The sequence below is a fragment of the Comamonas composti DSM 21721 genome (genome assembly GCF_000429845.1).
GTDB lineage: Bacteria > Pseudomonadota > Gammaproteobacteria > Burkholderiales > Burkholderiaceae_C > Comamonas > Comamonas composti.
The window spans coordinates 35793-55882 of the sequence record NZ_AUCQ01000003.1 but is presented as its reverse complement, the minus strand read 5'-3'; the positions used below and the strand labels follow the sequence as shown (position 1 = coordinate 55882).

Below are 20090 nucleotides of genomic sequence, written 5' to 3'. Positions count from 1 at the left end.
GCACAATGGCGGATTCACCCATTCAAGGAGATCATTCATGACAACACGCGACATCTTCGTCCTCGGCACGGCCCGCACGGCCATAGGCACCTTTGGCGGCAGCCTCAAGGACGTGGCCAACACCCAGCTGGCCACCACCGTGGTCAAGGCGGCCATTGCACGTGCAGGCATCGAGGCCGATGCCGTCGGCCATGTGGTCATGGGCAATGTGATTCCCACCGACACCAAGGACGCCTACCTGTCGCGCGTGGCCGCGGTCGATGCGGGCTGCCCCATCGAGACCCCGGCCTTCAACGTCAACCGCCTGTGCGGCTCCGGCCTGCAGGCCATTGTCTCGGCGGCCCAGGCGATTGCGCTGGGCGACTGCGATGTGGCCGTGGGCGGCGGCTCGGAATCCATGAGCCGCGGCCCCTACTTCGACCAGGCCTCGCGCTGGGGCGCACGCATGGGCGATGCCAAGAGCATCGACTACATGCTGGGCATCCTGCACGACCCCTGGCAGAAGATGCACATGGGCATTACCGCCGAGAACGTGGCCGAGCGCTACAAGATCAGCCGCACCATGCAGGACGAGCTGGCCGTGGTCAGTCAGCAGCGCGCGGCAGCAGCCATTGCCGCAGGCTACTTCAAGGAGCAGATCGTTCCCGTCGAGATCGCCACGCGCAAGGGCGTGGTGCTGTTCGATACCGACGAGCATGTGCGCGCCAGCACCACGATCGAGACCCTGAGCGGCATGAAGCCGGCCTTCAAGAAGGAAGGCGGCACGGTCACCGCAGGCAATGCCTCGGGCATCAACGACGGCGCAGGCGCCGTGGTGCTGGCCTCGGGCGAGCGCGTGGCCGCCCTGGGCCTCAAGCCCCTGGCCCGCCTGGTGGGCTATGCACATGCAGGCGTGGACCCGGCCTACATGGGCATAGGTCCCGTGCCGGCCACGCAAAAGGTGCTGGCGCGCACCGGCCTCAAGATCGAGGACATGGATGTGATCGAGGCCAACGAAGCCTTTGCCGCCCAGGCCTGCGCCGTGATCCAGGAGCTGGGCATGGACCCGGCCAAGGTCAACCCCAATGGCTCGGGCATCTCCCTGGGCCACCCCGTGGGTGCCACCGGCGCCATCATCACCACCAAGGCCATTGCCGAGCTGCACCGCACGGGCGGCCGCTATGCGCTGGTGACCATGTGCATTGGCGGCGGCCAGGGGATTGCCGCAATCTTCGAGCGGGTGTAAACCACTCCCCCCCTGAGTCGCCTTCGGCACCTCCCCCCCAGGGGGCGACAGCCTCGCTGCAGGGCGGCCCTTGCTCGCTGTCCCTGACTTGGGCTCTGCCAGTTTTGTGTGCTGCGCCCTGTGCCTTACTCCCTCGCCCCTTCGGGGAGAGGGCTGGGGTGAGGGGCTCCCGGCAACGCACAAAGCCCCATGCACCAGGACTGCACAACCCGCTTGCACAGGCCGGGGCCTTTTGGCCGCCGGCCTTTTTTCAAACCCCAAATGACGGAGACAGAGCATGCTGAGCAACCACTTTTTGAGCGCCGAGGAGCGCGCCGATCTCGATCTTTTCAGGCAGTCGCTGGAGCGTTTTTGCGATGCAGAGATCGAGCCCCACTACGCGGCCTGGGAGAAGGCCGGGCAGGTGCCGCGCGAGCTGTTCCTGAAGATGGGCCAGCAAGGCTATCTGTGCGCCGATGTGCCCGATGCCCATGGCGGCCCGGGCGCCCCCGTGCAGTTTTCGTTTGCCGTGGTCGAGGTGCTCTCGCGCCGTGGCTATGCGGGCTTTGTGGGCGGTCTGCAGGTGCACAACGACATTGTTCCGCCCTATCTCCTGCACTGCGGCACCGAGGCCCAGCGCGCCTACTGGCTGCCACGCATGGCCAGCGGTGAGGCCGTGGCCGCCATCGGCATGACCGAGCCCGGTGCGGGCAGCGACCTGAAGGCCTTGCGCACGACGGCGCGCAGGGACGGCGATGGTTATGTCATCAACGGCAGCAAGATCTTCATCAGCAACGGCCAGCATGCCGATCTGCTGGTGCTGGCCGCCAAGACCGATGCCTCGGCCGGCGCCAAGGGCGTGAGCCTGTTCCTCGTGGACACCACCACGCCCGGCTTTTCGCGCGGGCGCAATCTGGACAAGATAGGCCACCACGCGGGCGATACCTCGGAGCTGTTCTTCGAGGACATGCGTGTGCCCGCCGATGCCTTGCTGGGCGGTGTGGAAGGCCAGGGTTTTGTGCAGATGATGCGCGAGCTGCCGCGCGAGCGCCTCATCATCGGTGTACAGGCCTTGTACGGCGCGCGCGGTGCACTGGATGCCACGCTGGAATATGTGCAGCAGCGCCAGGCTTTCGGCCAGGCCATTGCCCAGTTTCAGAACACGCGCTTCACCCTGGCCCAGTGCGCCACCGATATTGCCGCTGCCGAGGCCTTTCTCAACGCCTGTGTGCACGCCTATACCCAGGGCCAGCTCACGCCCGAGGCCGTCTCCGCCCTCAAGCTGCACACCACCGAACTCTTCAGCCGCGTGGCCGACGCCTGCCTGCAGCTGTTTGGCGGCTATGGCTATATGGCCGAATACCCCATCTCACGCTTCTGGACCGATGCCCGCGTGCTGCGCATCTACGGCGGTACCTCGGAGATCATGAAAGAGCTTGTGGCCCGCAGCCTGCTGGGCCGCTAAAGCCCTGTCCATCGCCCTTGGCCTGGTGGATGCTGCCCACCAGGTCCTCCAGATAGGCCGGGTGGTTTCTCGCGTCGCGGATCACCACATAGCGTCTGCGCAGGCTCCAGGCATCCGTCAGCGGCACCAGCGCTATGCGGTGGCCCTGCATGTAGCGGCGCATCACCGATTCGCCCGCGATGGCCATACCGATTCCAGCCTCGACCATGAGGCTCATGGCTTCGAAGCTGCCCACCTCCACGCGGGGCTGCACGGCCGACAGCCCCATGGAGGCTGCCTTCTCCCACAGAAAGTCGCGCAACGAAGCGCCTGTGTTCAGCGCGATAAAGGGCTGCTCCATGACTTCGAGAAAGCTCACGCCGGCGCGGCCCACCCAGGCATGAGCCGCAGGCACCACGGCCACGATTTTTTCCTCGGCAAAGCACCAGGCCCTGAGACCTGAAAAATCCAGATCTCCGGCCAGCACGCCCAGATCCGCACGCCCTTCGCGCACGGCGCGCACCACCTCGGCATTCCCGCCCTCCTTGAGACGCACGCTGACCTGCTGGTGATCCGCCAGAAACCGGGCCAGAACCGAAGGCATGAGCTCGGTGCAGGCCGTGGTATTGGCCAGTATGTTCACATGGCCTTGCAGCCCTCCTGCGTACTGCCTGAGCTGCTGCGCCAGCAACTGGCTCTCGCGCAGCATGAGTCTTGCATGCTGGGCAAAGGCTTCTCCTGCGGGCGTGAGCCGCACGCCTCTGGCCATGCGCTGCAGCAGCAGGCAATCGGCCTGGCTCTCCAGCGCGCGTATGCGCGCGCTCGCGGCCGCCGTGGACAGATGGCATAGCTGGGCGGCCTGGGTCAGGTTCTGGGTCTGCGCCACGGCCATGAACAGGCGCAGATCGGTGAGGCTCAAGTGCATTGCCATGACTCCTTGCTCAAGACCAAAGAATTTGAGCGTTAGGTTAAACCAAACGCTATTTTCCAAATTCATCGATTGTGCAAGCTTGTCGCGAGATTCACACTGCATCTCAGCACAAGACATATCCGGGCAATAAAGCGATTTTTCTTATGAAAAATCCGCTATTACAGGCACAAGCAGCTTTTGAGCATGAACGACACGACTGACATCAAGCATCCCTTGCAAGGCATACGCGTTCTGGATATTGGAACGTTCATCGCAGGCCCCTACTGCGCCACCCTGCTGGCCGAGTTCGGCGCCGAAGTCATCAAGGTCGAACCTCCGGGCGGGGACGGTCTGCGCCGCTTCGGCACCATGACCGATTGCGGCGACACCCTGGTCTGGCTCAACGAATCGCGCAACAAGAAATGCCTGACGCTGGATCTGCGCAGCAGCGCCGGCATCGATGTGCTCAAGCGCCTGATCGCCAAGACCGACATCGTCGTGGAGAACTTCCGCCCCGGCGTCATGGAAAAGTGGGGCCTGGACTACGAAGCCATACGGGCCATCAACCCGCGCGCCATCCTGGTCCGCATCTCGGCCTACGGGCAACAAGGGCCTTACAAATCCCGCCCGGGCTTTGCGCGCGTGGCCCATGCCTTCGCAGGCCTGTCGTTTCTCGCGGGCGAGCCCGGGCGTATTCCGGTGACGCCCGGCTCGACCTCGCTGGCCGACTACAGCTCCGGCCTGTATGCGGCCTTTGGCGCCCTGCTGGCCCTGCGCGCCCGCGAGGCCACGGGTCAGGGCCAGGTCGTGGACCTGGCCTTGTACGAATCCCTGTTTCGCATGCTCGACGAGATGGTTCCGGCCTACCAGCAAACCGGCTTTGTGCGCGAACGCATGGGGGCCGATACCGTGAATGTCGCACCTCACAGCCACTATCCCACGCACGACGGGCACTGGATTGCCATTGCCTGCACCACCGATGCCATGTTCGCGCGGCTGGCCGATGTCATGCAGCGCCCCGAACTGGCCCACCCCGAGGACCTAGGTACGGTGGCGGCGCGCGTGCGCCGGCTCGCCGAGGTCAACGGCATCGTGGCCGACTGGACAGGCCAGCACGATTGCGCGCAATTGCTTCAGTTGTGCGATGCAGGCCAGGTGCCTGCGGCCAAGCTGCTGAGCGTGGCCGACATGTTCACCGACCCGCAATACGCGGCGCGCGGCAGCATCCAGCAGGTGGACAGCCGCATAGGGCCCGTGGCCGTGCCGGCCGTCATCCCTCAGTTGTCGGCCACGCCTGGCGCCATCCATTGGCTGGGCCGGGAGCCCGGCTCCCACCACGCCGAAATCCTGCGCGACCTGCTCGGGATGAGCGAGCAGGAAATTGCCGCGCTCACCACATCCCAACGCTGAAATTTCCCCCATAACGACCCAGGAGACAGCCATGCAACGACGAAACTTTCTGACCCAGGCCATTGCCATTGCAGGTTCGGCCGCAGTTGCCCCCTCTTTTGCCAGGGCCCAGGGCACAAGCCCCTTTCCCAGCAAGGCCGTGCGCTTCATCGTGCCCACGCCTGCGGGCAATGCGCTCGATGCCGGCGCCCGCATCCTGGCCGACAACCTGGGCGAGCTGTGGAAGCATGGCATCTTTGTGGACAACCGGCCCGGTGGCATGGGTGTGCCGGGCATGATGGCGGCCAAGACTGCAGCGCCCGATGGCTATACGGTTCTCATCGGCGCCTCGGCTTTTCTGGCCATCAACCCGGCCCTGATTCCCAACATCAGCTACGACGTACACAAGGACTACCAGTTGCTCCACGGGCTGTTCACCGTAGGCATGGTCCTGGTCAGCAATCCCCAATCGCCGTACAAGACCCTGGCCGATGTACTGCAGCAGGCCAGAACCAGCAAGATTCCTTTGAACATAGGCTATGGCGGCACGCCCGGAACCACCCAGCACATTGCCGCCGAAATGCTGGTACGCCGTGCAGGCCTGCAGGCCACCCTGGTCCCCTACAAGGGCAGCGCACCGGCAATGACCGACCTGATCGGCGGACAGATACCTCTGCTCATGGACAGCATGGCCAGCGTCACCTCGCAGATCCGGGGCGGCCGCGTACATCCCATCGCCGTGGCCGCGCCCGAGCGCGCGCCCCAACTGCCCAACGTGCCCACCTTCTCGGAACAAGGCCTGGAAGATTTCACGGCCCTGGCCTGGGGAGGCGTCATGCTGCCCGCCGATACGCCCAAGCCCATCAGCGACAGGATTGCCGCCGATGTGTCCGCCGTCCTCTGGCGCCCCGAGGTGGCCAGGCGCATGACCAGCGCCGGCCTGGTCGTGGACAGGCGCGACGGCCCGGCCTGGACGGCCTTTGTGAAGGCCGAGCATCAGAAGTACGCGCAAGTCATTCGTGCGGCCAACATCACTCCCGCATGAGGCAGGCCTGGCCATGAACCGCTCAAGCCCGCCCGCCCTGCGCTCAACGCTCTTTGTGCCGGGCAATCGTCCCGAGCGCTTTCTCAAAGCCATACAGGCTGCTCCCGGCGCGCTCATCATCGACCTCGAGGATGCCGTGGCGCCGGCCGACAAACTCGCGGCCCGCTCGGCCATTGCTCAGGCGGCCGACCAGTTGCGCGGCGCCTGCAATGCGCTGGGAGTCGCCTGGTTCGTGCGCATCAACGCCCATGGCACGCCATGGCAGGAGGACGATGCCCGCGCCTGCGCCCAGCTGCCGCTGGACGGCGTGCTGCTGCCCAAGCCCCGATCCGCAGACCATGTCGAATGCATCTGGCATTGGACGGGACAGCGCCCCCTGCATCTGCTGATGGAAACCTTGCATGCATTTGCCTGCATCGGCGAACTGTCGCGCGCGCCCGGCGTACAGCGACTCATGCTGGGCTGTGCCGACCTGATGGCCGAGCTGTCCATTCATGACGACGATGCACCCCTGCACTACTTTCGCACGCAGATCGTCATGCATTCCCGGTTGGCCGGCCTTGCCGCACCCATAGATGGCGTATGTCTGGCTCTCGACAACCCCGAGTTGCTCGCGCGCGAGATAGACCGCGCATTGCGCTTTGGCTTTGCGGCCAAGGCCTGCATCCACCCTCGACAAGTGCCGGCCGTGGATCAGGGCTTTCGCCCCGGGCCCGAGCAAGTGGCCTGGGCGCGCAAGGTGCTTGCAGCCTCCAGCGACGGCCGGGCCGTGTCACTGGACGGCAGGCTCATCGACGGGCCAATCTGCGAGCAGGCCGCGCGCATTCTGCGCTCCGCCATCTGAAATCGTAAACACGTTCTGAGAGACAAGAGTGGTTCGGATGAGAGGGGCCTCGCTCCTCCAGGCTCACAGCCACAACGCAACACCTACGTCACGGGGCTTGCTGACTGTCTGATTTGGCAAACGCATGGACTGGTTTGCCTCAGCCTGGATGCGCAGGCCCCGCATCAATCCAGTTCAGGAATGGAACTGCGAACAGCATGGGTCTTTGGCTCCGTCCGCAATCGCCGGCGGGTGTCCCCAGACGATGGCCGCGACATAAGTCCGCCTGGGGTTCAGGTGTTGCACTTCAAGCTTGAGACCGCCCCATGAAGCCGCACACTGATCAAGCCACAGGATCGCAGGATGGTTCTGATCTTTGCGGATTATCTTGGTCATTCCCAGGGGTATGCCCGGCTTGTGCCTAGAAGAAAGTCATTCAAAAAGCCAAATGGCGACAATAAGCATCACAAAGGTATTAACGAGATTTATTCATCGATTATTTATTTCGGAAAAATCAAGATTATTCACGCCCCAGCAGGCATAGCGTGATGAATTTATCCCTTGAAATCAGGATCATCATTGATGATGAGCACATCAATATTTCATATTACAACAATCAAGTGATGAATCTCATTTAAATTGAGCGAAAATTTATTATCTAAATCGGCATGAGATGAGCAAGATCATGAAATTTTTCCTGGCCGATATTTCAACGAAATATTCCTACAAACAATTACAAAAACATCTTACAAGACGAGCGAAAACCACCTACATACTCGCCCTCAAGGCAAGTGTTAGTATTTGTAAAGCATTGAAACTAAGATTTCATATGCTTTCATATTTTGTTGCTCAATGATTTTTGCAACATAAAACTTTTCATTTCAATCATGGGAGATCTTTATGAAGTCTCATCTGTCCAAAGCCATTTATTTTTCCATGCTGATTGCCATGGGGTCTGCATCAGCGCAGACCACCAATACCGGCAATATCTATATGACAGGCCGTATATTTTCCTCTACATGCCAGGTGGAGATCAACGGAAGCAGTTCGCCAAATGCCACCATCGAGATGGGCACTTATCCAACCTCGGCCTTTCCCTCCTCAGGCACCATCGTTGGAGGTGGTGGCAAGGATGGAAAAATCATGTTTGACCTGAGCCGCTGCCCTATGGACAAGGATTGGGTCCATCTCAAACTAGATGCCGCTATGAAGTCTGGCAGCACCGATATCGTGCGCCTGGACAACGACACATCCAGCAGTACGGCCAAAAACATAGGCATATATATTTATGACTCCAATGACATGTCCCAGCCTCTGAATCTGATAGTGACGCACAAATATCCGATAGATGCATCCAACAGGGTCGATATTGATCTGGTCGCCAAGTACGTGAGCACAGACGATGCCGTCGAGCCCGGCGAAGCCAACTCCACGGTCAATTACATCATTTCCTACGACTGATTTGAAAGGCGGCTCTGCCGCCTTTCAAATCGGCAGCCACTCTTTGCTCCATGGATTGCAAAAAAGCAAGATAGCTCGATGATCAAGAAAAAAATTATTCTGCTGGCAGCATTTCTAGGCCTGATCTCCATAAATTCCATGGCCGCATTTTCCGTGGAAAGTACTCGTCTCATATACGAAGAAAAAAACAAAAGCGCTCAGGTTACTGTTTCCAGCCAAGGCCATAAAAATTACCTGGTCCAGTCCTGGGTCGAGACAAGCGCCGGAAAACATACCATGGACTTTGTCATCGTCCCCCCTCTTTTCAAGCTTCCCGGAGACAGAAAAAACTCCATACAAGTCATACGCAACAGCCAGCAGCCAAGCGATAGGGAATCCCTTTATTGGTTGAATATAAAGTTCGTTGAGCCTTCATCGAAGGACGAAAAAAATGTACTGCGTTTTTCAGTCACCAATCGCATCAAGCTGATTCACCGGCCAGATAGTTTGAAAGATATAGACATGACCGAGATGGCAAAGCAGATCAAGGTCTCATCCAGCCAGCATGAGCTGATACTGGAAAATCCCGGCGCTGTCTACATCAATCTGAACAAGCTTCTTCTAGGGGACAAGGAGTTAGAAAATCCTGGCTATCTTCCGCCCTATAGCACGGTCAAGATTCCCTTAGAAGAAAGTCCTGCATCAGGCAGCCAGATACAGATCAACTATCTCAATGACTACGGCGCCTCTTTTTTCCAGAGCTTTCCCATCTAAAAGATCGGCCTATCAGCCTCAAATAAATACGTGAGCATTCACTACCAGAAAATTCACCTCTACCACTTCAGCAAGACTTCTCATCCGGTTCGATGATTTAAGTCAACCGGAAATGGGCCGCACCATATTGGCTTGCCAAGCTGTTATTAAAGACCCAGTCGCACTCTTATGATTCATAAAAAAATTGATGCAATGCCACAGAAATACGGCAATAAGAGTGAACTCTTTCCAGGAAATAAAAACACCAAATACCTGGCCATTTTTTTCATGTTTCTTTTCACAGAAAATCATGTGCTTGCGGGTGATTACTATCACCCAGGACTTCTGAGAATTGGAAATGAATCGGCAGAAATCGATGAAAGTATCTCCATTCTTGCAGACAATGATTTTCTACCGGGAACCTATGAAGTCAACCTTTATGTCAACAAACAACTGGTAGATGAAAGAGAAATACAATTCATCCTGCGTGAAGATTCCAGCGGCAAGAAAAAGATAACGCCCTGCATTGGCTTGACGGAGCTGGAATCCATGGGAATAAGACTTGACCCATCCGAGACTTTCGACAACGGTGGAATATCCTGCCTGAATTTCAGCAGCCTGGAATATATTTCCTTCATATTCGCATCGAATGACAGATCCCTGCATCTTTCCATTCCACAGACCCATGTGGATAAGAATCTGATCTTCAAGGCCCAGGAAAAGCTCTGGAATGATGGAATCGACCATTTTTCCATGAATTATGCATTTTCTTCATATCAAACCAGAAACAATGGATCAAACCAGTACTTGAATCTGAGGCCCAGTGTCAACCTGGGTGCCTGGCGCTATAGGAACTACTCTGTATGGACCAGAGATAAAAAAAGATCTCGCTGGAATACGATCAGCAATACGGTTTCCAGAAGCCTGACTTCCATACGCAGTGAAATTTCCCTCGGGGACAGCTACTCTTCATCCACAATTTTTGATTCATTCAAGCTACGAGGAATTAGCCTGCGCAGCAGCGACCAAATGCTTCCCATCAATGAGCGAGGCTATGTACCGTCAATTAATGGCGTGGCCAGCAGCGATGCTCAAATTACGGTCAGACAAAACGGAAACACCATCTACCAAGCCAATGTTCCTGCCGGTCCATACTCGATTAGCGATTACTATCCCGCGAGCTTTGGTGGCGATCTCGATGTGACACTGCGCGAGGCCGATGGAACACTCAAGAATTTCATCGTGCCGTTCTCCGCTCTTCCCATCATGGAAAAGCAGGGAAAATTCAAATACAGCCTGAGCAGCGGCCGCCATATCGAGGAGGTGCTCCATGCCTCCAGACAGTACATGAACCAGCTGGAGATGATTTATGGCCTGACCCAGCACAACACCATCTATGGCGGATTGCAGGCCTCGCCCGATTACAAGGCGCTGGCCCTGGGGATGGGCTCCAACCTGGGCAACTGGGGTGCTGTTTCAGGCGACCTGACCCAAAGCCATCACAAGCAGCCGAATGGCCAAAAGGAGTCGGGCAAGGCAGTGCGGCTGAACTACGGTAAAGGTTTTTCCACCAATACCACCCTGTCCCTCGTGTATTCACGCGCTCTTGATCCCGGGTTTGTGAAGTTCAGGAGCTCGCTCCTGCCCCCCGATCCTCTGGGCCGGGAGAAAAGCCAATTCAGCATCTCCGTGAACCAGGCGCTGCCCGACAGCCTCGGCGGTCTGAGCCTGAGAGCCTCGAATTACCGCTATCGCTCGGGCAATAGTGTTTATTCCTATAGCGCTGGCTATAACGGATCGCACAAAGGCATTACCTATGGGGTTTATTTCAACAAGTTCCGCAACAGCGACCAGGGCTTTGTACCCGGAAAACGCAGTTCCAGCGAGATTTCTGTGACGCTGAGCATCCCCTTGTCATTCCTGTCGGGGGGTACGACCTGGGTCAACTACAACATGAGCCGCAATGACGAAGGCGATAGCAACCTGAGCGCAAGACTGAACGGCTCGGTACTCGATAACCGTCTGGACTGGGGCGTCTATCAGGGCTGGGGCAACCACGGCGCAGGTGCTTATGGCGGGGCGAACGCCGCCTACAACAGCAGCGTAGGCAGTTTCAATGCCGGCTACTCGTATGCAAAAAACGGCCAGCAAAACTACAGCTATGGCATGAGCGGCGCAGTCACGGTAACCGAATATGGCTCGGTGCTTTCTCGTCCGCTGCATGAATCCAATGCCCTGGTCATAGCACCAGATGCAGGCAAGGTCCGCGTGCAGAACTATTCCAGCGTTGAGACCAATGCAAGCGGTCTGGCCATTGTTCCGGGCCTGTCCTCGTTCCGCGCGAACACGCTTGCCCTCGACACCTCGAGCTTTCCCGATGATGTGGACATCATGGGCAATATCAACACCGACCTGTTCCCCACCAAGGGGGCGCTCATTGTCTCGCGCTTCGACACGCGTGTGGGCTACAAGCTGATCGTCACCGTCGCAAACCGCGATGTCCCCACGGGAGCGGAAGTCAGGCTCAAGGGCAGCGACAAGCTCTCTGCCGTCAGTGGCTTCAACCAGTTCTACCTGGTGGCGCCTGCCCGGCAGGGTCAGGTCGAGTTGCGCTGGCAACAAAAGGACCAGGCCCACCGCTGCGTTCTGGACTTCGATCTGCAGCAGGCAAGTCCTGCGAGCGGCCTCTACCTCATTCAATCCGATTGCCGCGCTCCCGAGGATCTGTCATGACTGTCATACGCTGTGCTTTTTTTGCCATGCTGCTTGCTGCGGGCATGGCCCAGCGTGCCTGGTCCGAGTGCGTGAACCAAGGCATTCCTCTCGCAGGAACCATGGAAGCCAAAGTAACCCTGCAGCTGACCGGAGATATACCGGCCGACACCTATCTGGGCTCTTTCGATTTCAAACGGGATGGGGGAACGGCTCCCATTGCGCAATGCTCGCCAGGTTCCGAAGTGGCCCTCTATGCGACTCATGGGGAAGGAGTGAGCATGCTTTCCAGGTATTACAAACACATCGATGGCCGGCCCACCTACCATCTGTATACCGCCGGCGAAGCAAACTATGCCTATGCCATCGAGGATCTGGAGACGGGCGTTTATTTCACGCGCGAAGGCACCATGTCCGGTCGTGAAGGCCCGCTGAACACGCCCATGACAAGACTGCACCTATATGCGGCGACCGATAATCCCTCCCCGACCAAGGCCAACGCACACGTGGGCGCCTTGCTGGTCCGGCGCTTTGAAGTCGGCTATACCAACGTAGGCTTTCACTTTCGCATGACGCCGAATATTCAGACTGCCAAGTCCTGCAAGATCCTCAACAAGGATCTGCGCATACGCCTTCCCGGAATTTCGGTCAGCAACTTCCCCCATATCGGCTTTGCGCAGCAACCGGTTCGTGGCCGGGACAACCTGACCGTGGAGTGCACCGGAGAGATGACCGCCTCGATACTTGTGAAGGGCAACCACGGTGCCACCACGCACGAGGGCAGAAACATCGTGCTCAAGCCCATGGATGAAGGCTGGCAAAGCAATGCCACGGGCTTTGGCTTTGTTCTGAGTGCACCAGGCTTTGCGAACGGTCACCTGGTGCACGACGAATATGTCTCTCTGGGCGGCTTGCCCAAAGGGCAAAAAATCATTCCCATCGAGGCCGAGTACTACCGCTACGGCAATGCGCCAAGGCCCGGCGAAGTCGAGTCCTCAGCCTCTTTCATACTGCAGTTCAATTAGAGCCTGCTTGCCATCTAAAAAGGCGATTCACCGGGCGCACTATCCACGGGCGCCTCGGCCGGCCCCGTCACCGTGCCCTGGCCCTTGGCCTTTGTGTCTGTCTCGATTGCCTGCAACGAAGCCGGCAGGCCCTGGCCCAGGGCCGAACGCCCTTCCCCGCCCAGGGCTTCGATCAAGTCGGGAATCAACCTGGACAGTTCACCCGTGGCAATCGCCACGTCGGCATCAAAGCCGCCATCGTCCTGGGACTGGCCGTCCATGACGGCATCGAGCAAGGCAATCTTGCGGATCTGCAGTCCCTCGGTGAGCGCAAAGCTCACGCGATCATCCCAGCTCATGGCCAATCGCGTGGGCAGCTTGCCATGCTCTATGTGCTGGCGCACCTCGTCGATGTCCAGAGGATGGCGCGCATAGCGCACCACGGCCTTGGACTCATCCGCCGCCTTGAGCTCGCATTCGCGATCTATGGAAAAACCGGCCGGCGGCTCCTGGGTCAACAGCCAGTGGGCCATGGCTGCCTGGGGGCTGGTCTGGGTATCGAGCAAGGCCAGCGCAAACCCGGGCAAGCCCTCGACCAGCAGGCTGACCACCTCGTCGGCACGTGCCTGCGTGCCCGTGTCCAGCACCAGGGTGCGCGCCTGGGGATCAAGCCAGACCCACATACTGCCCTGCTTGGTAAAGGCCATGGGCAGCAGATCGAGCTTGGCTTCGTCCTTGAGCTCTTTCTTCTCTTTCTTGCCAGGCTTGCGCCCTTCGGAGGCCTCTATATGCGCGGCCTTCTCATTCACACGGCGGTTGAGCACGCTGGCCGGCAGCATCTTGGATTCGGCCATGAAACGCAGAATCCACTGGCCGCCCACGGACTCGGCCAAAGGGCCATGGGCCTCACCGCGAGGCGGTACCCATCCCGCGCTGCGCTCCTGAGTGGCACCGCATTCGGCAAACGGGCTCTTGCCCAGCGCATCTTCCAGAGTCTGCAAGTCGCCCTGCCAGCTCTCGGCAATGCGATACACGATCATGTTCTTGAACATCGAAAACCTTTTTCTTCCATCGCAGACAGCCACCCTTCAAGCAGTTGCCAGCCTTTTATTCATAAGTCATCCCTGACGCGATCCGCCACCCGCATCGCATGAAGCGGCATGCCCAGAGCCAGGGACAGCAGCACGGCAAAGCTTGTCATTACTTTACACAGCCTGCGCAAAACCTTATTTCAGCGAAACATGGGCCAACCACACTCAATCCATCGCCGCACTGCAACCCATTCAAGCGCTCTGCGGAGAGATTTCATTCTTATCCATGAAAGGACTACGCCATGACATATCTGAGCCAAAGCCTGAGCCGCACCGCCTCCCGCGCCATTCTTGCCAGCGCCTTGCTCGCAGCCTTCAGCCTGCCTTCGTTTGCCCAGCAGACTCCGGCAACGCCCGCACCTGCTGCGGCAGCCAAGCACGCAAGCCCTGCGCCCGAGCAGCGAGCCAAGTGGCAGGCCCAGCACCAGGAGCGCATGCAAAAGCGCCTGGACCAGGTCAAGGCCGAACTCAAGCTCACGCCGGCCCAGGAAAATGCCTGGTCCACCTATGCGGCAGCACTCAAGCCCGCCGAGCGCGGCCAGCGCATGGAGCGTCAGGCATTTTCACAGCTGACCACGCCCCAGCGCATAGACAAGATGCGTGAACTGCGCACCCAGCATGCGGCCGAGGCTGAGCGTCGTGGCGAAGCCACCAAAGCGTTTTATGCCCAGCTCAATGCAGAACAACAGAAAACCTTTGACAAGGTTTCCTTGAAGGCCATGGGCAAGCACCGCAGAGGAGGCCACAACCACGGCCATCGGGCCAAGCCTGAAGCCGCCAAATAAGTTCGCTTCCCTATCCATCGAGTGCGCTGCCTGTACAGGAGTACGACAAATGCAACCGACAAGGCCATCGTTTGATCTGGTTTTGACATAGCCATCCCGGACCGGCCCAACCCTGCCCGGGCCCAGGCCTCTTTGAAAAGCCCCTGCATGTGATCTCACATGCAGGGGCTTTTTTCATGTCCGGCAGCTTGAAGAAGTACATGCGGGCAATTGCACGCTCTTAAGCAGATCGATGACCAAAGTGCCTGTGAATAAACATGGTGATAAAACCCGCGTAATTTCACACTTATCCACATAAATTCTAAGCATGAGAAAGTTGTTCCCAAACCGATGCTGCTCCATGCATCATCTCAGCCACAGACTTCACAACCGCATAACTCATTGATTTTAAATAAAAATTCAAACTTATCAACAATTAAGTGTGTTACTTACTACTACTACTAATTAGAAATAAGACCTATAGAAAGAATTGCCAAAGAACTTTTTTCACATGCAGAACCTGGATCTGGATAAAAAAAAAGTGTTTCAACACCTGAACCGAGCCTGAAGACCGCCCCACAAAGGGTCAATGCGTGTGTTTATTTCCGTCATGGATGAACGTAGAAATTTTCCATTTTCCATAAATCTTTTAAAAATCAAATACTTACGATGTTTTAAAGAAAATAGAAATCAATTCAAAAGCTGTGGATAGATGGTTTGAAAAAACATAGATATCCACAGTTGGAGAGAACTCTGCTGATCTATCCACTTTTGCAGGACAGCAGCACCAGCCATCTTCCAACAAGCTTGCAATCCACATAAGTTTTTGATTTCACAAAAAAAATACGACTTATCCACAGAAAGATCTGGCTTCTACTACTACGACTATTCATTAATAAAGCTTCTAAAGAACAACCAAGGCACAAGCCCTGTTTTGCAAAAAAAGCCAAGCACCGGCGCAAAAGTTGGATGGCAGAAAGCTCTGAAACAGAAGTCCGCTCGATGAAAAACCGTTCCAGCGAAATTGAAGCGTCTGTTTTGTTCGGATGGATGGCAGAAAACTGGGGGAATATCCTGGTTCTGGGGATAAATGCTCTGGCCTAGCTTTGAACAAGGCAATTTATCCACAGGATGTTCTGCACAGCTGTGGAAGAATTCCGGACTTCTTCACGTGCTGCAGAACGGCGTTTGATGAAAAAGACCTGAGTTAAATTGCGTTCAAAAAAATTCAACTGTGCTCTGGACCGCAATTCCGCCCACTGCCAGCTGCGGCAAGTGCAGATATCACGCGATGCAGGGCTGAGAAGGCCTGGCATTCATCCGACCTCTTGGGGGATGGGGAATCCATTTCAGGCGCGCCAGGGCCGCCTGAAGGCCCTGGCACACAGGATTCGTTCTTGGTCAGCTGCTGGCAAAGCCTGTACCCCAGGTCTCTGGCTTTGCTGTTTTTCCGGCGGCACAGGGGCCGGCTGTGGATAGCTCCTTTGCAGCAAGGAGCAAAGACGTTGGATCAGCGGGCGCTGCGCCGCTGCAGGGCAAACGGTGGCAGGCCTTTCAGCAATTGCTGCCCGTAGCTGGTCACGACCAGGCGCTTGTCATAGCAGTAGACATGGGCCATGTCTTCCTCGGTGCGTATGGCACGGCCTACCCATTGCGCGAGGCGGATGGCCGTGGCAGGCACGACCAGCTCGTTGAACGGATTGCGGCCGCTGCTGCGCAGCCATTCGGCCCGGGCTTCGCCTACGGGATCGTCGGGCGGTGCAAACGGCAGCTTGGTGATGAACAGCGATTCGCACAGGGCTCCGGGAAGATCCAGGCCTTCGCCAAAGGACTGCATGCCGAAAATGATCGAAGGCTCGCCCATTTCGACGGCTTCGCGGTGGCGCTTGAGCAGCAAGGCCCGGGGCAGGGTGGTCTGTACCAGCACCTGAGAGCGCATGGCGGTGGACAGGGCATCGACGGCCTGACGCATTTGTTCGCGTGAGGTGAACAGCACCAGGGCTCCGGCGGTGACTGCTGAAAGATCGGTCAACAGGGCCTGGACCATTTCCTGGGTAAAGCTGTCGGCCTGGCGCGGATCGGCCTGGGTTTCATGGGCGATGAGCTTGCCTTGGTGCTCATAGTCGAAAGGGCTGGGGACTTCCAGCGTGGTCACCGCCTGGTCTTCGTGAAGCCCGGCTTCACGCAGGAAGAAGTCGAATTGCCCACAGCTTGTTAATGTGGCCGATGTGAGCACGGCACCGCGCACATGACCCCATAAATGCTGGCGCAGCGTGGCTCCGGGAAGAATTGGGCTGGCATGGGCCCTGACCACGATGTACTCGCCATCGGTCTCCAACGTGAACCATTTGGCGTTGGGAACAGGCTTGCTGTCGTCATCCTGCGCTGGCTGCTGCATCAGCAGCTGGGCCGTGTCATAGACGGCTTCGAGGCGTGGGGCCAGGGCGCCTACTTGTGCGTAAGCTGTGGAAAGCCTGCGGGATTCCTCGGGCCTGTCCTTGATGGCGGCACGCAAGGCCTTGGAGATGGCGCGCAGGGCATCCAGATAGGCGTCGGCATGGTGGGCGATGTGGCCCAAAGGCGCGAGCAGGGGCTCGGCCAGCATGCCGCGCGGCACGCGCACGCGCGCCGGTCCCCAGTTGCTGCTCTGACCCTTGAGCTCGTCGGCATGGGTTTCCATGATCAGACGCGCGAGCTCCTGCAATTGCTGGCGCAGCTGGCTTGCATGGCTGGGCAGATCCGCAAGCTCCTCGACCTCGACCAGGGCGTTGACGCGCAATGCCCGGCTGGTGAGCTTGTCTATCCAGCCCAGACGGCTCAGGTCCATGTCCCCTGCGAACTGATCCAGGGCCGTGGCCGGCAGATGGTGGGCCTCGTCCAGCACCAGCAGGCAATTGTCCAGCTCGGGAAGCAGGCGTGCGCCCAGAGAAGACAAGAGCAGATCATGGTTGGCGACGATGACCTGGGCGGCCACCAACTGCTTGCGCTGCTCGTAATAGACGCAGCCTGCAAAAGCCGGGCAGTAGCGGCCCGTGCACGACGAGGATTCGGCGGCCACGGGGCTCCAGGCTTCGGCTTCCGGCGGGGCTTCCAGGCTGTCCCGGTCGCCGTCCCAGGCCTGGGTGGCCAGAGCATCGGCCATGGACTTGTAAAAGCGCATGCGTGCTTCGAGTTCCTGAGCCGGGCGGACCGTGCGCGTCTGGGCCAGCTCTTCGGCGAACAAGTCGTCGGCGTCCTCATCCTGGGCTTCGCCCGTGCTGGCCAGGCGCTCGAGCTTGAGCTTGCAGACGAAACGGCCGCGCCCCTTGGCCAGCGCGAATTGAAACGGCTGGCCCAGTTGCTCGGCCAGGGCCGGCAAATCCTTGTTCACCAACTGCTCCTGCAGGGCCACGGTGGCTGTGGATATCAGTACCCGCGTTCCGCGCGCCAGGGCCATGGAGATCGCAGGAATGCTATAGGCCAGGGACTTGCCCACACCCGTGCCAGCCTGGACCACGGCAATGGCGCGCCGGGGTGGGGTGGCGTCTTCATCGACTTTTCCAAGCTGGGCCTGGCTCAGGGTTTCAGCGATCTGGGCCGCCATTTTTCGCTGGCCATCCCGATTTCTGAACCCGGCCATGGCGCCGACCACGGCATCGAAGGAATTCAGGGCTTCTTGAGCCCATTTTTTTTCATGCATTTGTGCTTGTTTTTGCTGGTCTTCCCCTCTGGGGCAGGTGTTTTATAAATATTCGTACAGTGATATGTATTAAATAAGATGCGAAATCTTATGCAATACGGCATACAAATTCAGATTCTGCGTATGTCATACGTCTCACGGCAGGGAATTTTTCATACGCATGGGATTGCAGCATGAACAGCTTGTCCAGCAGATATTCAGTGCTTGTATCCATAGGGTCTGCTTTGACAATTCGCAGACCTCATCAGCTTATCCACAGGGTTTTTCGTGGCGTTTCCTGTGTGCAAGTCTGTTGATTGCCTGTTGTGAAAGTTCTTTTGTCATTTCAGTGATTTGATTTTCTTGGATTTTTTTGTTGATCCTGAAAATTTCGGTGTGCGATCCTGATTGGTATTTCTCAATCTGTGGATAACTTTTCCTGTGGATCTGTGGGGCTGCTTGTTCCTGATTTATCCACAGTTTGGCGAGGTGCGGCCAAAGGCCTTGCCACAAGCTGGGTTCACTGCTGGCTGGTTCAGGCGGTAGGGCAGGGGGCTGGACTGACTCTTGGGAGTCTTACGAAACGGTAATGAATGCGTCACGCACGTCGGAGGCCTTGGTTTCTAGCATGAGCTCCAAGGGGATACGGTGGCTTCAAGGTGGCTGCAGTTTTGTCCCAGGCACGGTTGAAAGGGTGCTCAATGAACAAGAAATTCAAAGGCTTGCGAGACATGACTCGTTTTTCCACGGTGGCCGCATGTGCAGCCGCTGTCGTATGGGGGCTTGCGGGCTGCAATGCCTCGCAGGCTCAGGCAGAGGCTGCTGCTGTCAAGCAGGAGCCTCTGCCTCAGGGCGTGGTGCAACTGCAGCCCGAGTCGCTGAAGATGCTGGATATTGCCGAGGTGGCCGAACCCCAGGGCACGCAAATGGCCTGGGCGCCTGCGCGCGTGGGTTTTGCCGAGGATCGCGTGGCCACGGTGACCGTACCTCTGGCCGCACGCGTGCTGTCGGTGCGCGCCCATGTGGGGGATATGGTCAAGGCCGGCGATGAACTCGCGACCCTGGTCAGCCCCGAGGCCTTGCGTGTGCGCTACGAGGTGGATGCGGCGCGCACGGCCCATGATGTGGCGGCTGTCGAAGTCAAGCGCCACCAGACCATGATGGACAAGGGCGTGGGCGTGGATGTGGACTTGCGCGCCGCCCAGGCCAAGCTGCGCGAGACCGCGCAGGAGTTGGCCCGCGCCCAGGGCACGGCGGCCCTGCTGGGCCAGGGCGGAGGCGACCGTCTGGTCCTGCGTGCACCGCGTGCCGGCGTGGTGGCCGAGCGCAAGGCCATGGTCGGCTCTTCGTTCGAGCCCGGAGCCGAGCTGTTCCTGATCGGTGATCCCGAAGCCATGAACGTGGTGGCCGATGTGTTCGAAAGCGATCTGCCCGGCATACGCCTGGGCAGTGCGGTTCAGGTCGAGGTGCCGCAGCTGGCCAAGCCCTTGCAGGGCAAGGTGCGTCACCTGGGGGCCACGCTGGACAAGGAATCGCGCCGTGCTGCCGTGATCGTGCAGCTCGACGCGCAAAACCCCGTGTTGCGTGCCGGCATGCAGGCGCGCGTGGGCGTGCAGGTCTCCAACCAGCACGAGATGCTGATTCCCGTGACGGCCGTGCTCATCAAGGATGAGAGCCGCTCCATCGTCTTCGTGCAGACCGGCGAGCAGCGCTTCGAGGCCCGCACGGTGAACCTGGGTCATCCGGGGCGCGGCCTGGTGCCGGTGATATCGGGCCTCAAGGTGGGCGAGAAGATCGTGATCCGTGGCGGCCTGCTGCTCGATGGCGCGGCCAGCCAGTTGCTCTGAGAGCGC

Annotated in this window: 15 protein-coding genes; 12 read left to right on the top strand and 3 right to left on the bottom strand. The window is 58.5% G+C overall.

Annotated features, from left to right (window positions below; genetic code table 11):
* The first annotated feature begins 37 nt into the window (after positions 1-37).
* The gene (locus G486_RS0103565) at positions 38-1225 is read left to right on the top strand and encodes an acetyl-CoA C-acyltransferase family protein (protein WP_027014292.1); all 1188 of its coding nucleotides are present in this window, start codon (positions 38-40) and stop codon (positions 1223-1225) included.
* A 277-nt stretch (positions 1226-1502) separates the two neighbouring features.
* Complete coding sequence (locus tag G486_RS0103560; protein ID WP_034386561.1) at positions 1503-2669, top strand: acyl-CoA dehydrogenase family protein; 1167 nt, start codon at positions 1503-1505, stop codon at positions 2667-2669.
* Here the strand turns inward: G486_RS0103560 and G486_RS0103555 are convergent.
* Positions 2629-3573 (bottom strand): LysR substrate-binding domain-containing protein, encoded by a 945-nt coding sequence (locus G486_RS0103555; protein ID WP_027014290.1) that lies wholly within the window; start codon positions 3571-3573, stop codon positions 2629-2631. The genes G486_RS0103560 and G486_RS0103555 overlap by 41 nt on opposite strands.
* A 189-nt stretch (positions 3574-3762) precedes the next feature.
* Here G486_RS0103555 and G486_RS0103550 point away from each other — a divergent pair, with 189 nt between their 5' ends.
* From G486_RS0103550 to G486_RS0103510, 8 genes are all read left to right on the top strand, one after another.
* Positions 3763-4968: a CaiB/BaiF CoA transferase family protein gene (locus G486_RS0103550; RefSeq protein ID WP_027014289.1), complete on the top strand. Its 1206-nt coding sequence runs from the start codon at positions 3763-3765 to the stop codon at positions 4966-4968.
* 31 nt (positions 4969-4999) lie between these two features.
* Positions 5000-5992: a Bug family tripartite tricarboxylate transporter substrate binding protein gene (locus tag G486_RS0103545; RefSeq protein ID WP_027014288.1), complete on the top strand. Its 993-nt coding sequence runs from the start codon at positions 5000-5002 to the stop codon at positions 5990-5992.
* Between the two features lie 13 nt (positions 5993-6005).
* Complete coding sequence (locus G486_RS0103540; protein ID WP_027014287.1) at positions 6006-6836, top strand: HpcH/HpaI aldolase/citrate lyase family protein; 831 nt, start codon at positions 6006-6008, stop codon at positions 6834-6836.
* A gap of 342 nt (positions 6837-7178) precedes the next feature.
* Complete coding sequence (locus G486_RS23915; protein ID WP_156919874.1) at positions 7179-7364, top strand: hypothetical protein; 186 nt, start codon at positions 7179-7181, stop codon at positions 7362-7364.
* A 351-nt stretch (positions 7365-7715) separates the two neighbouring features.
* On the top strand, positions 7716-8276 hold the full coding sequence (locus G486_RS23085) for a fimbrial protein (RefSeq protein WP_027014286.1): 561 nt from the start codon (positions 7716-7718) through the stop codon (positions 8274-8276).
* 78 nt (positions 8277-8354) lie between these two features.
* The gene (locus G486_RS0103525; RefSeq protein WP_027014285.1) at positions 8355-9029 is read left to right on the top strand and encodes a fimbrial biogenesis chaperone; all 675 of its coding nucleotides are present in this window, start codon (positions 8355-8357) and stop codon (positions 9027-9029) included.
* A gap of 168 nt (positions 9030-9197) precedes the next feature.
* Positions 9198-11741 (top strand): fimbria/pilus outer membrane usher protein, encoded by a 2544-nt coding sequence (locus tag G486_RS0103515; protein WP_084455016.1) that lies wholly within the window; start codon positions 9198-9200, stop codon positions 11739-11741.
* Positions 11738-12745: a fimbrial protein gene (locus G486_RS0103510; protein WP_027014282.1), complete on the top strand. Its 1008-nt coding sequence runs from the start codon at positions 11738-11740 to the stop codon at positions 12743-12745. The genes G486_RS0103515 and G486_RS0103510 overlap by 4 nt, the downstream gene beginning before the upstream one ends.
* A 14-nt stretch (positions 12746-12759) precedes the next feature.
* On the opposite strand, the gene G486_RS0103505 is transcribed toward G486_RS0103510, so the two are convergent.
* A complete protein-coding gene (locus tag G486_RS0103505) occupies positions 12760-13776 on the bottom strand; it encodes a recombination-associated protein RdgC (protein ID WP_027014281.1) in 1017 nt (338 codons plus the stop codon).
* 281 nt (positions 13777-14057) lie between these two features.
* Between G486_RS0103505 and G486_RS0103500 the strand changes: the two genes are divergently transcribed.
* Positions 14058-14600, top strand: coding sequence for a Spy/CpxP family protein refolding chaperone (locus tag G486_RS0103500; RefSeq protein ID WP_051303093.1), 543 nt, complete (start codon positions 14058-14060; stop codon positions 14598-14600).
* 1489 nt (positions 14601-16089) lie between these two features.
* On the opposite strand, the gene dinG is transcribed toward G486_RS0103500, so the two are convergent.
* The gene (dinG, locus tag G486_RS0103495; RefSeq protein ID WP_027014279.1) at positions 16090-18258 is read right to left on the bottom strand and encodes an ATP-dependent DNA helicase DinG; all 2169 of its coding nucleotides are present in this window, start codon (positions 18256-18258) and stop codon (positions 16090-16092) included.
* Between the two features lie 680 nt (positions 18259-18938).
* On the opposite strand from dinG, the gene G486_RS0103490 reads away from it, so the two are divergent.
* Positions 18939-20084: an efflux RND transporter periplasmic adaptor subunit gene (locus G486_RS0103490; RefSeq protein WP_027014278.1), complete on the top strand. Its 1146-nt coding sequence runs from the start codon at positions 18939-18941 to the stop codon at positions 20082-20084.
* Positions 20085-20090: the final 6 nt, after the last annotated feature.